This window comes from Mesorhizobium sp. B2-1-8 (genome assembly GCF_006442545.2).
In the GTDB taxonomy this organism is placed as follows: domain Bacteria; phylum Pseudomonadota; class Alphaproteobacteria; order Rhizobiales; family Rhizobiaceae; genus Mesorhizobium.
Window position 1 is genome coordinate 2,071,261 of record NZ_CP083952.1, and the last position, 15,312, is coordinate 2,086,572.

The following is a 15,312-nucleotide window of genomic DNA, read 5'->3' on the forward strand; positions in this document are numbered from 1 at the left end:
GATACGGTGACAGGAGCCGGCATGCCGGCACTATTCGGCGCCAGGGGCTATCCGGCGGCGCTGGAATGGATGGCGCGGCGGGCGGAGGCATTCGTCATTCCGTTCGCGGCGCTGATCGTCGGCATGGCGCTATTCAGCCTGTTCATCGCCTTGGTCGGCAAGTCGCCGGTCCTGCTCTACGAGACCATGTGGCGGGGCGGCTTCGGCTCGTGGTTCTCGGTGCAGAACTCGCTGTCGCGGGCCGCACCCTTGTTGCTGGCGGCGCTATGCGTGGCGTTGCCGGCGCGGCTCGGCCTTGTCGTCATCGGCGGCGAGGGCGCCATCGTGCTCGGCGGCGTCGCCGCCGCTGCCATCGGCGTGGCGCTAAGCGGCGCGCCTCCCTCAATCGTCATTCTTGCCATGGGCGTAGCGGGCATGGCCGCCGGCGGCATCTGGATCGGTGCCGTCGGCGCGCTACGCCACTACCGGGCTGTCAACGAAACCATCTCCAGCCTGCTGATGGCCTATATCGCCATCGCGCTGATGAACCAACTGGTGGAGGGGCCGCTGCGCGATCCGGCCTCGCTCAACAAGCCGTCGACCCAGCCGCTGGCGAATATCTACCGCATCGGCAACATTCCGGGCATGGACGTGCATTGGGGACTGGTTGTCGGCGTCGTCGCCTGCATCCTCTCCTGGGTGCTCATCGAAAAGACGCGCTGGGGCTTCGCCGCTCGCATCGCCGGCGGCAATGTGCGGGCAGCACAGGTGCAGGGGTTGGCCGTCGGGCCGCTCATCGTCGGCTTCACGGCGCTGGCCGGCGGCTTTGCCGGGCTCGCCGGCATGCTGGAGGTCGCCGCAGTGCAAGGCAGCGCCAACGCCTCGCTCGCGGCCGGCTATGGCTACACCGGCATCCTCGTCGCCTTCCTTGCCCGCCACAATCCGCTGGCCATCATCCCGGTCGCCATCCTGCTTGGCGGCATCGATGCCTCGGGCGGGCTGATCCAGCGCCGCATGGACCTGCCCGACGCCACCGTGCTGGTGCTGCAAGGCATGATCTTCATCGTCATCCTGTTCAGCGAAACCTTCTACGGCCGCTTCAAGGCCTTTAATCCCGATCTCTGGGCGAGGCCCGATCTCCCGAGGGGGACTGCCTGATGGACGCGACCGGCATCGGGCTCTGGGGCGTGCCGCTCGCCATCCTCGGCGGCGCCATCCGCGTGTCGACGCCCTTCATTTTCGTCTCGCTGGGCGAGGCGATCACCGAGCGTTCCGGCCGCATCAATCTCGGTCTCGAAGGCACGCTCGTCTTCGGCGCCATGACGGCCTATGCGGTCGCGGTGATGACCAACTCGCCCTGGCTCGGCCTGATCGCCGCCGCCGGCGCAGGCCTCTGCTTCGGCCTGTTCCATGGCTGGATCTGCAAATTTCCGAAGGTCAACGACATCGCCATCGGCATTGCACTGATGCTGTTCGGCTCGGGTCTCGCCTTCTTCTTCGGCAAACCGTTCATCAAGCCGAAGGCGCCCAACCTGCCTGCCATTCCCTTCGGCGGCTGGTCCGACATCCCGCAGGTGCAGGCAGCGCTCGACGTCAACGTGCTGTTTCTCATCGGGGCCGTGCTGTCGGTCGTCCTGTGGTGGGCGTTCCGCAACACGCGCGCCGGGCTGATCGTGCGCGTCGTCGGCGACAGTTCGGATGCTGCGCGCGCCATGGGCCTCCACCCCGACACGGTGCGCCTGCTCGCCACCGGGGTCGGCGGCGCCCTGGCCGGCATCGGCGGCGCCTATCTGTCGCTCTACTATCCCGGCAGCTGGACCGAGCGCATTTCCTCGGGCCAGGGACTGATGGCGGTGGCGCTGGTCATCTTCGCGCGCTGGAACCCGCTCGGCTGTTTTGCCGCCGCCCTTCTGTTCGGCGGGGCAGGCGCGCTCGGCCCGGCGCTGCAATCGGTCGGCGTGACGCAGGGCTACTATCTGTTCTATGCCGCCCCCTACATCCTCACCCTCATTATCATGATCGCCACCTCGTCGCCGACACGCTCGCTCGCCGGCGCGCCGGGCGAATTGTCGATCACCAAATGACTGGAGTTTTGCCCGTGAACGCCAGAGCCGAAATCACCCAGCACACGATCGACGCAGAGCCTTATCCGTGGCCCTACAATGGCGATCTGCGACCCGACAACACGGCGCTGATCATCATCGACATGCAGACCGATTTCTGCGGGCCGGGCGGCTATGTCGACCATATGGGCTACGACCTGTCGCTGGTGCGGGCGCCGATCGAGCCGATCAAGTCGGTGCTCTCGGTGATGCGGGCCAAGGGCTACACCATCATCCACACGCGCGAGGGGCATCGGCCCGATCTCGCCGACCTGCCGGCCAACAAGCGCTGGCGCTCGCGCCGCATCAATGCCGGCATCGGCGACCCAGGTCCATGCGGGCGCATCTTGGTGCGCGGCGAGCCGGGCTGGGACATCATCCCCGACCTCTATCCGATCGAAGGCGAGCCGATCATCGACAAGCCGGGCAAGGGCTCGTTCTGCGCCACCGATCTGGAACTGATCCTCAACCAGCGCGGTATCGAGAACATCGTGCTCACCGGCATCACCACGGATGTCTGCGTGCACACCACCATGCGTGAGGCCAACGACCGCGGCTATGAATGCATGATGCTGGCGGATTGCTGCGGGGCGACCGACCACGGCAACCATCTTGCGGCGATCAAGATGATCAAGATGCAGGGCGGCGTCTTCGGCACGGTGTCGAATTCGAAGGCGCTCGTCGCGCAACTGCCGTGAGGAGGGCGCTATGAGTGGCAGCGTCAGAAAGGCCGTCGGCGTCGAAACCATCGGCATGACCATGCGCTTCGGCGGCTTCATGGCGCTGGATGCCGTGTCGGTGAACGTGCCGGCAGGTTCCTTCCACGCGCTGCTCGGCGAGAACGGCGCCGGCAAGTCGACGCTGGTCAAATGCATGATGGGTTTTTATCACCCGGCCTCCGGCGACATGCTGGTCGATGGCCGGGAGGTCAAGATTGCCAGCCCCAGGGATGCCTCGGCGCTCGGGCTCGGCATGGTCTACCAGCACTTCACGCTGGTGCCGTCGCTGACCGGAGCGGAGAACCTCGTCATCTCGCGCGAAAAGGTGCCCGGCATTGTCGACTGGCGCAAGGAGCGGGGCGATCTTGCCATGTTCATGGAGCGCATGCCGTTCAAGCTGCCGCTCGACGTCAAAGTGGCGGAGCTTGCGGCCGGCGAGAAGCAGAAGCTCGAAATCATCAAACAGCTCTATCTCGGCCGCTCCTTCCTGGTGCTGGACGAACCGACTTCGGTGCTGACGCCCGGCGAGGCGCAGGAGGTGCTGGGGCTGGTGCGCGACATGACCAAGGCCGGCGACCTCACCGTGCTGATGATCTCGCACAAATTCCATGAGGTCACTGCCTTCGCCGACGATGTCAGCGTGCTGCGCAAGGGCAAGCTTACCGGGGCCGGCCGCGTCGCCGACCTCGGCCGCAAGGCGATGGCGGCGATGATGATCGGCGACCAGCCGATCGCCACGCTTGACAGCCGCGCGACGCCGAAACGCGATGCCGAGATCGTGCTCAAGGTCAAATCGCTGAAGGCGCCGGATCGAACCGGGCTGAAGTCGATCAGCATCGAGGACCTCGGCGTGCGCTCGGGCGAGATCGTCGGCATCGCCGGCATTTCCGGCAACGGCCAGAAGGAATTCCTGGAAGTGCTGGCCGGCCAGCGTCCGCGTGACGCCGGCGAAGTGTTGGTGCGCGGTGCCGCCTATGCGGCGACGCGCGCCGAGGCGCGGGCGCTCAATGTGCGTCTCATTCCCGAGGAGCCGCTCAAGAATGCCTGCGCGCCGAAAATGACGGTGGCCGAAAACATCTCCTTCCGCACCTTCGACATGGACGGCAATGGCAGGCCGGTGAACTGGATCAGCACCAGCGCCATCCGCGCCTTCAGCGCCCGCCTAGTCGAGCAGTTCAAGATCAAGACCGCTTCGCTGTCCTCGCCCATCGCCGCGTTGTCGGGCGGCAATGTGCAGCGCGCGGTGCTGGCGCGCGAACTGACCGGCGAGGTCGACCTGCTGATCGTCTCCAACCCCTGCTTCGGCCTCGACTTCTCGGCGGTGGCCGAAATCCGCGCCCGCATCATGAAGGCGCGCAATGCGGGTGCGGCCGTGCTGTTGATGTCGGAAGACCTCGACGAGCTGCTGGAATTGTCCGACCGCATTTTCGTCATGTCGGATGGCGCGCTGGTCTATGAGACGCCGACCGCCGGCGCGAGCGTACAGACCATCGGCGAGCATATGGCGGGACATCACTGATGGCGCAAATCGACGCGCAGCCGTTCGCCTTTGCGTTCAAGCCCGACACGATGGCGCTGGTCGTCATCGACATGCAGCGCGATTTCGCCGAGCCCGGCGGCTTCGGCGCCAGCCTCGGCAACGATGTCGGCCGCATCCAGGCGATCGTGCCGACAGTGAAGAAGCTGATCGAGGGGTTCCGCGCCGCCGGCCTGCCTGTGATCCATACGATGGAGTGCCACCGCGCCGATCTCTCCGACCTGCCGCCCGCCAAGCGCAACCGCGGCAATCCGTCGATCCGCATCGGCGATGTCGGGCCGATGGGCCGCGTGCTGATATCGGGCGAGCCGGGCACCGCGATCATCGCCGAACTTACGCCGCTGCCCGGCGAGATCGTCATCGAGAAGCCGGGCAAGGGCGCCTTCTATGCGACCGGCTTCGGTGACGAGCTGAAGCGGCTTGGCGCTCGGCAACTGGTTTTCGCCGGCGTCACCACCGAGGTTTGCGTGCAGACGACGATGCGCGAGGCCAATGATCGCGGCTATGAGTGCCTGCTCGCCGAAGATGCGACGGAAAGCTATTTTCCGGAGTTCAAGGCGGCGGCCATCGCCATGATCCGCGCCCAGGGCGCGATCGTCGGCTGGACGGCGATGACCGACCAGGTGCTGCAGGGAATCGCGAATGGCTAATCTGAGTTTTGCCGGCCTCGTCGGTGGCGGCTGGCGCGAGCTGGCGTTCGAGCCTTTTCGCGACGGCATCACCGTGCATTGGCTGCTCAAGGGCGGACCGGTCGAGCCGTCGGTGGCAATCCTCGACTATCGGGCCGGAGCCGGCGTGCCGCGCCACCGCCATGTCGGCCTGGAAACCATTGTCGTGCTCGAGGGCACACAGAGCGACGAGAACGGCGATTATCCCCGGGGCAGCGTCATCCTGAACCCGGTCGGGACCGAGCATTCGGTGTGGACGAAGGACGGCTGCGTCGTGCTGATCCAGTGGGACCTGCCGGTAATTATTCTGGGGGAGGCCACATGAGCGAGATCCGCTTCGATATCATCAGTCTGCACGCGGCCTATGCCAGCGGCGTGACTGTCGCGGATATGATCGATGCCGTGCATGCCCGCATCGTGGCGGCTGACGATCCCGGCATCTTCATCCATCTCGCCAGCAAGGCGGACATGCTGGCGCAGGCGCAAACGCTCGGACCGTTCGATCCGGTGGCCAAGCCGCTGTGGGGCGTGCCGTTCGCGGTCAAGGACAATATCGATGTCGCCGGCATGCCGACCACAGCAGCCTGCGCCGAATATGCCTATGTGCCGGAGACGGACGCTACTGTCGTGGCGCGGCTGAAGGCGGCTGGCGCGCTGGTCGTCGGCAAGACCAATCTCGATCAGTTCGCCACCGGACTGGTCGGCGTTCGCACGCCTTACCCGATCCCAAGGAACGCCGTCGATGCCAGCCTGGTGCCTGGCGGCTCGTCCTCAGGGTCAGCGGTGGCGACGGCGCGTGGCATCGTCTCCTTCGCGCTCGGCACCGACACGGCCGGGTCCGGCCGCATCCCCGCCGGCCTCAACAACATCGTCGGGCTTAAGCCGACAGTCGGCGCGCTCTCCGCCGCCGGCGTGGTGCCAGCCTGCCGCACACTTGACTGCATCTCCGTGTTCGCACTCACCGTCGACGACGCCTATGCGGTGTTCGCCGTCGCGGCGGCCGAGGACCCGGCCGACGACTATTCGCGCGCGATCAAGGTGCCGGCGCTTGCCGCCCGGCCGCCCGTGCTGAGCGTCGGGGTGCCGGCGAAGAGCGACCTGAAGTTCTTCGGCGACGCTTCGATGCAGGCCGGCTTCGAGACAGCACTTGGCCTTCTGGAAACGCTTGGCTGCCGGCTGGTCGAAATTCCGTTCGGGGATTTCTATGCCACCGCCAATCTTCTCTACGAAGGCGCCTGGGTCGCCGAGCGCTACGCGGCGATCCGCGACTTCATGGATGCCAACGAGGCCGCCATGCATCCGGTGACGCGCAAGATCATCGGCGGCGCCAGAAGTCTTTCGGCGGCGGACGCCTTTCGCGGCCTCTATGCCTTGCAGGCCTACAGGGCGAAGCTCGCCCCGGTCGTCGCCTCGGTCGACCTCTTCTGCGTGCCGACCGCGCCTACGCATTACACTACAGCCGCGGTGCTTGCCGATCCGGTCGCGACCAACAGCCGGCTTGGCACCTACACCAACTTCGTCAACCTGCTCGATATGTGCGGCATCGCCGTCCCGACCGGCAGGCGCGGCGACGGCCTGCCGATGAGCGTCACCTTGCTGGCGCCGGCCGGCCGCGATGCGCTGACGGCGATGCTCGCCCGCGACCTGCATGCGCAGAGCGGCCTGCCGCTCGGCGCAACGGGTTGGCCGCAGCCCGGCCCGCGGCCGGCCGCCGTGCCGCCCTGCGACGGCATGATCGACCTGGTGGTCGTCGGCGCGCATCTCTCGGGCATGCCGCTCAACGGCCAGCTCAACCAGCTCGGCGCACAATTCCTGCGAGCGACCAGGACCGCCGCCGCCTACAAGCTCTATGCGTTGGCCGGCCAGTCCGTGCCCAAGCCCGGCCTGATCCGCGTTGCCGATGGCGGCATGCGGATCGACGTCGAGGTCTGGCGGCTTGGGCCGGAGGCCTTCGGCCGTTTCGTCGCCGCTATTCCGGCTCCGCTCGGCATCGGCACGGTCGAACTCGACGACGGCACCCCCGCCAAGGGTTTTCTGGTCGAAAGCGCGGGCTTGGACGGTGCCTCCGACATCTCCTCATTCGGCGGCTGGCGCCGCTTTGTCGCACGCAGCAAAGACATGGCCGACCAAAGTGAAAAGCGGCAGAACTGGCCCGCTGGCGTCCCGATCTGATTGTCGCGCAAGGCTGGCCTTGTCGGACTGGCCTATCGCACGCCGGTGGAGGCGTCCTTCTCGACAAACAGTTGCACAACGCTTCCTATCTCATGAACCCGCGATGATCAGATGCGCGGGCGTTCAGGAAGAAACGTGTTGCTCGTCATCGCCTCTGAAGTTACTTACGCGCGGTGTGCTGCATTGAAATTGTCGGCCAATTTCAACCGCAAGTGCTACCATCGAGAAAAAATTCTTTCTATATTTCAATATCTTAATGGATTTTGGTAGCGGCAGACCGCTACATCGCAAGACCGACTATTGAGCGGGCGCTCTTTTGCTATCGTCGGCAAGCATGACAGCAAGTCGGGATTGAGCGTCACGAGGTCGAAAATCACGACTCGTCGCGAATGACGGATGGGAAGGATACACAAATAATATCAGTAAGTTATCAGTATTCGTGCGCAAAAATTGTGCACGAAAGTTCTGCTTCTCTTCTTTTTTCGTTCCCGCGAGAGAGCCGCCGACCGCCCTTTTTGGGCGCTCTTCTGCCGAAGGCGGCAAGCGTGCACAGAGTTCCCGGATCCGCCGCCTTTCGACTATGGAATCTTATATCTTTGGCCTGCCGCACGAATGGAATCTTTATGCGTATCGGCCTAGCTTTGGGCATGCGGCAACGCCGGCGGGAGTGAACCGATGGCCGATGTCAATCCGAGGCTGCAACAGGACATTACTGCGTCGCCGGGTGCCGATTCGCTTTTCGGCTTGGCCGATGCTCCCGCCGCGGTACGCTATCTTGCTTCGTTTGCAATGACCGCCTTCGCGACGGTGGTGGCTGCCGGTGTCGACAGCCAGGTGGCGATCCCGAACATCTCGCTCATATTTGTGGTGCCGGTGATCATAGGGGCCGTCGGCCTAGGTTTGGCCCCCTCGCTCTTTTCGGCGATACTTGGTGCACTCGCCTACAATTTCTTCTTCACCGAGCCTCGCTACACGCTGATCGTCGATGACCCGGCAAACGTCTGGGCCATTGGACTGCTTTTCGTCGTCGGACTTATCGGCAGTGGCGTGGCCTTTACCTCCCGGCGCCGCGCAATTGAAGCGGCGCTCCTGAGGAGGCAGGCAACGATGCTGCAAAATTATAGTCGCGACGTCGCGGGGATCGACAACGCTAAGGCGATCGTCTCGATCACTTGCCACATGCTTGCAGCGCTCTTCCAAGTTCCTGTCGTCATTCTCGTTTTGGACGGCAAAAGGGTTTCCGTCGAGAAAGTCGGCAATGTAGAGCCCCAGGAAGCCGAGATAGAGGCGGCGCAATCGTCATTGGCAACAGGACTTGTCGTGAGCGCCGGAGTCTATCCGGCGTTGACCTCGCGGTTTGACTTCTGGCCCGTAAAAACAACGGCAGGGGGCCCGCGCGCGGCCATTGGGCTCGCATTCGACCCCGATGAACGTCCTGCGACGCCTTCGACGTCGGTCGATATCGTGAGTCGCTTCCTGGCCCTGGCCCTTGATCGTCAATATTTCCGGCATGCTCGAACGTAAACAGCCGGGAAGGCGAAAGTCAGCAAACGGCGCGAGGACAACGACAACGAAACGTTGCTCTAGCCGGAGGAGCAGGTTCATGAGCAATGCCGATGCAGGCGACGGCGGGGCTGCAGCAGCACAGTCGGCTGCGCATGATGTCCACCCCCAGCAGAGCGCGCGAATACTGGTTCTGGGCGCTCTCGGCGTCGTTTATGGCGATATCGGAACAAGTCCTCTCTACGCGTTTCGCGAAGCCCTGTTTGTTGCGGCATCGGACGGATCGGCGACACGTGAGGATGTGCTTGGCATTCTTTCGTTGATCATTTGGGCGCTGACCCTCATCGTAACGGTTAAATACGTCACATTTGTTCTCCGAGCGGACAACAAGGGCGAAGGCGGCACACTCTCCCTGATGTCCCTGGCCGGCAGTAGTCTTCCGGCTCGCTCGGCTGCCATTTTGGTATTGGGCGTGCTTGGCGCGGCGTTGTTTACGGGCGACTCTATGATCACGCCAGCGATCTCGGTGCTCGCTGCAGTGGAAGGTCTTGAGACCGTCACGCCAGCCCTTGAGCCATACGTCTTGCCAGTCACGCTTGTCATTCTTGCAGGGCTCTTCGCGGTCCAACGATTCGGGACCGGCGCCATTGGAGGCGTTTTCGGGCCGATTACATTCGCATGGTTTCTCGCGCTGGGGGTTTCCGGAGTAAGCCACATCGTCACCAATCCCGGAGTGTTGTGGGCCGTCAATCCCTACTACGCCGTCCACTATCTCGTGGCCAATTCAGCACTTGCGCTCGGTACAATCGGCGCTGTTTTTCTAGCTGTGACCGGCGCTGAGGCGCTTTACGTCGATCTTGGCCACTTTGGCCGCAGACCGATTGTGATGGCTTGGCTGTGGATCGTGTTCCCGTGCCTTCTGCTCAACTACATTGGGCAGGGCGCCTTTGTTTTGAACCGCACCGAATTGCCGGAGAATGTTTTCTTCGACATGCAGCCTCGCTGGGCACTGGTGCCGATGGTCGTCTTGGCCACCGCCGCGACGATCATCGCCAGTCAGGCTGTGATTTCCGGGGCGTTTTCGCTGGTGCGTCAAGCCGTTCAGCTGAATCTTCTGCCGCGATTCAGCATCCTGCACACATCCGAGACGCAAGTTGGCCAAATCTATCTTCCGAGGGTCAATTTGCTGCTCGGCATCGGCGTCATGATGCTGGTGCTCGGGTTCCAGAAGTCGGGCAACCTCGCATCGGCCTACGGCATCTCCGTCACCGGTCAGATGGTGGTCACGGACCTGCTTCTCTTCATCGTCATGCGCCGAATCTGGAACTGGTCAGTTACCGGCGCCCTTGCAGCGTCGGCACTGTTTCTGATCGTGGACTTGGTATTCCTCGGCTCGAACATCATTAAGGTGATCGAAGGAGGCTGGGTTACGCTGACCATTGCGTTGGTGATGTGCCTCATTATCTGGACTTGGGTGCGCGGCGGCCGCTACCTGTTCGACAAGACGCGCCGCAATGAGATCCCGCTCGATTTCCTTGCCGGCAATCTGTTGAAGAAGAAGCCCCATCTGGTTTCGGGCACGGCGGTGTTCCTGACCAGCGATCCGCTGAGTGCGCCGACCGCGCTGATGCACAGTCTCAAGCACTACAAGGTGTTGCACGAGCAGAACGTCATCCTTTCGGTGGTGACGGCGCCACAGCCGGTAGTGCCCGACAGCGAGCGGGTGAAGATGGAGACGGTCAACGAGCTGTTCATGCGAGTGACGCTGACCTTCGGCTACATGGAGCAGCCGAATATCCCCCGTGCGCTCGCGATCTGCCGCAAGCAGGGCTGGAAGTTTGACATCATGTCGACATCCTTCTTCCTGTCGCGGCGCTCGCTCAAGGCCTCGCCCAATTCTGGCATGCCGGTGTGGCAGGACAAGCTGTTCATCGGGCTGGCCCGGACGGCGGCCGATGCGACGGAGTATTTCCAGATACCGACCGGGCGAGTCGTTGAGATAGGTACCCAGGTGGTGATCTGATCCGACTGGGTTGCCCCCCGTCGAATGTGTTTCTGGGCTCTTGAAGGCGCGTACTCCCCTTGCACGCGCCGGATTGCGGTCACGCTGAGCAAAAAACAAAGCTTCGGTTTCCGCCGGCTGCCAACACCGCGCCCATTGGCACAAGTCGACGACCTCGATGAGCCGCCCTCGACCGTGGCTCTCCACCCAGCGACCCTGCAGCGTTACACAGAAACCGTCGATGCTCTTTCAAAGATGTTGGCTGACCACGCAACTGCAGCCGATGACCGTGGCACGCTCACCCAAAATTTTCGGGCTTGTTCACAGTGTCACGATGCATCCCAAGCCTGCCCAAGAGGGCTTCGAGATCGAGATCAAGGGCAAGCTTGCCGCCCTTATTGGAGGGGCAGCATTTCCGAATGCGCGCTACGCCGCAGAGCGGGCCGCATCAGGCGCCCGCCGCAACCCAAACATTGCGTACGATGTGGGTTTGAAGTGGTAGCGGAGAGCGCTACCGCCTTTCCCCCCACTCAGAGACCATGCGATATTTTCTACAGTGTCGGGCGTGATGGGCCTGGCTCGGTGCTGCAAAGACCCGTAGGGAAGGGGAGAGTCCGACCCCAAAGCTATCCATGACGCGAACGGCAGCTTGCGCCTCATGCACGAACCCGCTGCGCGGGAGGGCCGCCTCCTTCTGAGATGGCGTGCATGTCATAGGCCTTGAGCGGGTAGAGGCGTCGATCTGACGATGGAGTTCCCTTCAACGAGAGGAACTCGCCATGGCTACCCCATCGACCGATGCACCTATTAGCCCGCTTCGCCAGCGCATGCAGCACGACATGCTGATGCGGGGCCTGGGCTCGCATACCCAGCAGGATTACGTTCGTCACGTCCGGCGCTTCGCCGCGTTCCTCGGCCGCTCGCCCGATGCGGCGTCGTCTGAGGACATCCGCCGCTTCCAGCTTCATCAGCATGAGAGTGGCGCCGGACCTGCGACGATCAACGGCGCGGTCTCGGCGTTGCGGTTCCTGTTCCTGGTGACGCTGAAGCGGCGGGATCTGGCGCGTGCGCTGGTGGTCATGCGGTATCAGCGCAAGCTTCCCGACGTGCTGAGCGTGGAGGAAGCGGCGCGGCTGCTCGAAGCCGCACCTGGCATCAAGTACAAGGCCGCGCTCGGCGTCGCCTATGGCGCGGGCCTGCGCGTGTCCGAGGTCGCGCATCTCAAGGTCGACGATGTCGATAGCACGCGCATGCTGCTCCGCGTCGAGCAGGGCAAGGGCCGCAGGGACCGCAACGCGATGCTCTCGCCGCAGCTTCTGGAACTCCTGCGGCTGTGGTGGCGCGAAGGCAGGCGGCGCGGGGTGATGCTTCCGCATGGCTGGCTGTTCCCGGGCCGCAGTTGCACGGCGCCGATCTCGTCGCGGCAACTGCACCGCGCCGTCCAGGAGGCGGCCGAAGTCGCCGGCATCCGCAAGCGCGTCAGTCCGCACACTCTGCGTCACAGCTTCGCCACCCACTTACTCGAACAGGATGTCGACATCCGCGTCATCCAGGTGCTGCTCGGGCACAGCAAGCTCGATACGACCGCGCTCTACACCAAGGTCTCGACCCGGACGATCCATGCGGTCGCCGGGCCGCTCGATCGGTTGATGGCGCTGATGGAAGGCAAGACGCCGCCCGGTTGAGCCGTGCGCACCTCGATCGAGGTCGCCGACATCTTCCGTGCTGCTGGGCCACCCCTACCGGGCCGCCCATGCAGGTCATCTGAGCCTTGGCCAGATCAAGGTCATGTCGGCGATCGAGCACTGCCGCACCGCGGCCCTTGGCGGTCACGTCGAGGCCTGCGAGGACTGCGGCCAATGGCGGATCGCCTACAACTCCTGCCGCAACCGGCACTGTCCGAAGTGCCAAGGCGCAGCGGCGCGGACATGGTTGGCCGAGCGCCAGGCCGACCTGCTGCCGGTCGGCTACTTCCATGTCGTGTTCACGCTGCCCGCCGAGGTCGCCGACATCGCCTTCCACAACAAGGCGCTCGCCTACGACCTGCTGTTCAAGGCAGCGTCGGAGACGATGCTGACCATCGCGGCCGATGCGAAGCACCTTGGAGCCAGGATCGGCATCACCGCCGTGCTCCACACCTGGGGCTCTGCGATGACTCACCATCCGCACGTGCACATGATCGTACCGGGGGGCGGCATCGCGCCCGGCGGGAAGCGCTGGGTCTCGTCGCGGCCGGCCTTCCTGCTTCCGGTGCGCGTGCTCGGCAAGCTGTTCCGCCGGCTCTTCCTCACCCGGTTGATGGCGCTGCACGACGCCGGACGGCTCAGCTTCTTCGGATCAATGGCGTACCTCACCGGGCGGCGAGCCTTCCTGCGGCACCTGTCGCCAGTCCGGAAGAAGCGCTGGGTGGTCTATGCCAAGGCACCGTTCGCGGGACCGGAGGCGGTGCTCGCATACCTGTCGCGCTATACTCACCGGGTCGCGATATCGAACAGCCGCCTGATCGCCTTCGACGAGAGCGGCGTCACCTTCCGCTACAAGAACTACCGCCGCGACGGCGCCGACCGCCAGCAGGTCATGACGCTCGCCACAGACGAGTTCATCCGCCGCTTCCTGCTCCACGTGTTGCCGCGAGGCTTTCACCGCATCCGCCACTACGGCCTGCTCGCCGGCTCCGCCCGCAAGGCCAGCCTCGCGCTCGCCCGCGAACTGCTGAGCGTCGCTGCGCCACCCGATGACGACACACCAGGCGAACCGGAGGACTTCCGCCCGTCATGCCCGTGCTGCGGCGGACGCATGATCGTCGTCGAGGTACTCGAACGCTGGAGGCAGCCACGCGGACCGCCGGACGCTACCGCGACGAACCGGGAGACCGCTCTATGACCCGGCATGGAATAGTCGAGACTTCAACCGCAGGCCCTCAGCCTCCGGTAACGGACCCAAACGCGTCCATGGTGATCGTCGACGCCGACGGGGCCGCCTTCAGCCGCTTACCGTGCCGACAACATCGCGCGGAGGCGCAACGAAGCCGCCTGTCCGCATCCATCCCGGCGCTTCCCGGCGACGGTCGCGCTATCGCCGACATCAGCCGCAAATCGAAATCCCCATAGACATCGACTGTAGCCCGCGGGTTCCTGCATGAGAGGCTTTCGTACGCCTGACGGCACCCGAAACCCTTCCCAATGTCGGCCGTTTTCCGGCGTGTTGGACTTTGTCCAAGAGCGGACGTCCGTGGAAAGCTATGCTTCGATGCCAGAAATGTCGTGCCCCATCTCACCCCTGATGAGGATAGGCTCAGCGTTTTTTGTCGGAACCTCCATATGAATCTCCTAACGCTGTGCTGTAATCTTTGCTCTAAATATTCTCCCGCGTGTAGATCTCGAACGGCAAGATGGCGGTCAAATTGCCACCATCGTTCGGGGCGGCAACGGCGCGGACCATACCGGTCAGCGCTTCGAGCGCGATTCGGGCGAGCGGGTGCGAGATGATGAAGGTCAGCGTGCCGTCAAGCAGCGCCGGGCGGGTCGACTCCATCAACTCATAGCCGACGACGACGATGCTGCCGGCGCGGCCGGTGGAGCGCAGGGCCGCGATAGTGCCGGTGATGCCACCACCGGCGACATAGAGGCCGGACAGATCCGGATTTTCGTTCAGTAGCTTCTCGGTCATCTCCTGTGCGATGGCGCTCGATTCGAAGGTCAGCAGCGGCTCCAGCAGCGTGAAATCAGGGGCGTGCTCGCGGAAATAGGAGCGGAAGCCGCTCTCGTTCATTTCCTGGCAGCGATAGCGGTGATTGCCGACAAGGATGCCGAGCTTGCCGGGCGCCCTGCAGACATGCTCGAACACCCAGGCTGCGGTGCGGCCGACCTTCCAGCCGTCCAGCCCGACGTAATGAACCTGACCCGTCGCCGATATCTGCGAGATCAGCGCAAACACCGGAACGTTGCGGGCCTGCAGCGCATCGACCGCCTGGGTGACAAGCGGATGGACGGCGGCGACGACGCCGACGGCGTCGCATTCGGCGCCGAGCGCCAGCAGGCGCGCTCCGACATTCTGCGGCGACAGGTCGTCGAGAAACTCTATTCGCAGCTCTATCTCGCAGTCGGGCATGGTCGGCGCCACCGCTCGCAGCGCCTCGGCGATGTTGCGGTAGAAGGCGCGGCCGGGCTGGTGCAGCAGGAAGCCAAAGCGGTAGTGCGGCCGGGCGGCCGCTATGCGGCTGCGCAGCGCGCCCATGCCGTAGAAGCCGATCTGCTCCGCCGCCAGCCTGACGCGCTCGCGCGTGCCTTGGCGGACGGCGCCGATGCCGCTCAGCACCCGGTTGACGGTGGCCACCGAAACATTCGCCTCGGCGGCCACATCCCTGATCGTCGGCCGCTTGTTCTGATCCATTTCGTCTCATCCGCCTGTAGTAATTGATATGAAGATATCATCTATCGTGCCAGATTGATATGAATGACACAATCAGTTTGGAACAAAAATTCTATTCTTGATTCATTTTGGATCAAGATGTTTATCTCGTCAAAAGCAAGCAAGGCGGACGCACCGCCAGCCTAGGGATAGCAGCAGCACAGCGCATACGGGTTTTGCCCATCGCTCTCAGGCGGTGTGAGGCAGCGCGCGCGTGCGG

Annotated in this window: 12 protein-coding genes and 1 pseudogene; 12 read left to right on the forward strand and 1 reads right to left on the reverse strand. The window is 63.9% G+C overall.

Annotation, left to right across the window (positions count from 1 at the left end; translation table 11 throughout):
- Positions 1–21 precede the first annotated feature (21 nt).
- The 12 genes and pseudogenes from FJ970_RS10140 to FJ970_RS10195 all read left to right on the forward strand — a co-directional run bounded on the left by FJ970_RS10140 (position 22) and on the right by FJ970_RS10195 (position 13,565).
- Entirely contained in the window at positions 22–1,137 is a 1,116-nt protein-coding gene (locus FJ970_RS10140; protein ID WP_227792163.1) for an ABC transporter permease, read from the forward strand.
- Positions 1,137–2,063 carry an ABC transporter permease gene (locus tag FJ970_RS10145; RefSeq protein WP_140755806.1) on the forward strand — a complete coding sequence of 309 codons (927 nt, stop codon included), beginning with the start codon at positions 1,137–1,139 and terminating at the stop codon, positions 2,061–2,063. Before FJ970_RS10140 ends, FJ970_RS10145 begins: the two co-directional genes overlap by 1 nt.
- Positions 2,060–2,779 (forward strand): cysteine hydrolase family protein, encoded by a 720-nt coding sequence (locus FJ970_RS10150; protein WP_140755804.1) that lies wholly within the window; start codon positions 2,060–2,062, stop codon positions 2,777–2,779. The genes FJ970_RS10145 and FJ970_RS10150 overlap by 4 nt, the downstream gene beginning before the upstream one ends.
- Positions 2,780–2,789: 10 nt before the next feature.
- The gene (locus FJ970_RS10155) at positions 2,790–4,319 is read left to right on the forward strand and encodes an ABC transporter ATP-binding protein (RefSeq protein WP_140755802.1); all 1,530 of its coding nucleotides are present in this window, start codon (positions 2,790–2,792) and stop codon (positions 4,317–4,319) included.
- Positions 4,319–4,987, forward strand: a complete 669-nt coding sequence (locus FJ970_RS10160; protein ID WP_140755800.1) for a cysteine hydrolase family protein — start codon at positions 4,319–4,321, stop codon at positions 4,985–4,987. Before FJ970_RS10155 ends, FJ970_RS10160 begins: the two co-directional genes overlap by 1 nt.
- The gene (locus FJ970_RS10165) at positions 4,980–5,330 is read left to right on the forward strand and encodes a cupin domain-containing protein (protein WP_027144369.1); all 351 of its coding nucleotides are present in this window, start codon (positions 4,980–4,982) and stop codon (positions 5,328–5,330) included. Before FJ970_RS10160 ends, FJ970_RS10165 begins: the two co-directional genes overlap by 8 nt.
- The gene (atzF, locus tag FJ970_RS10170) at positions 5,327–7,177 is read left to right on the forward strand and encodes an allophanate hydrolase (RefSeq protein ID WP_140755798.1); all 1,851 of its coding nucleotides are present in this window, start codon (positions 5,327–5,329) and stop codon (positions 7,175–7,177) included. The genes FJ970_RS10165 and atzF overlap by 4 nt, the downstream gene beginning before the upstream one ends.
- A 675-nt stretch (positions 7,178–7,852) precedes the next feature.
- Entirely contained in the window at positions 7,853–8,701 is an 849-nt protein-coding gene (locus FJ970_RS10175) for a DUF4118 domain-containing protein (RefSeq protein WP_227792070.1), read from the forward strand.
- 79 nt (positions 8,702–8,780) lie between these two features.
- Positions 8,781–10,703 (forward strand): potassium transporter Kup, encoded by a 1,923-nt coding sequence (locus FJ970_RS10180; protein WP_227791824.1) that lies wholly within the window; start codon positions 8,781–8,783, stop codon positions 10,701–10,703.
- Positions 10,704–10,923: 220 nt separating this feature from the next.
- Positions 10,924–11,184: a hypothetical protein gene (locus FJ970_RS10185; RefSeq protein ID WP_227792072.1), complete on the forward strand. Its 261-nt coding sequence runs from the start codon at positions 10,924–10,926 to the stop codon at positions 11,182–11,184.
- A gap of 277 nt (positions 11,185–11,461) precedes the next feature.
- Complete coding sequence (locus FJ970_RS10190) at positions 11,462–12,367, forward strand: tyrosine-type recombinase/integrase (protein WP_140765935.1); 906 nt, start codon at positions 11,462–11,464, stop codon at positions 12,365–12,367.
- 3 nt (positions 12,368–12,370) lie between these two features.
- Positions 12,371–13,565 (forward strand): annotated as a pseudogene (locus FJ970_RS10195) (IS91 family transposase).
- 471 nt (positions 13,566–14,036) lie between these two features.
- Here FJ970_RS10195 and FJ970_RS10200 read toward each other — a convergent pair.
- Positions 14,037–15,074, reverse strand: coding sequence for a LacI family DNA-binding transcriptional regulator (locus FJ970_RS10200; protein ID WP_140764655.1), 1,038 nt, complete (start codon positions 15,072–15,074; stop codon positions 14,037–14,039).
- Positions 15,075–15,312: the final 238 nt, after the last annotated feature.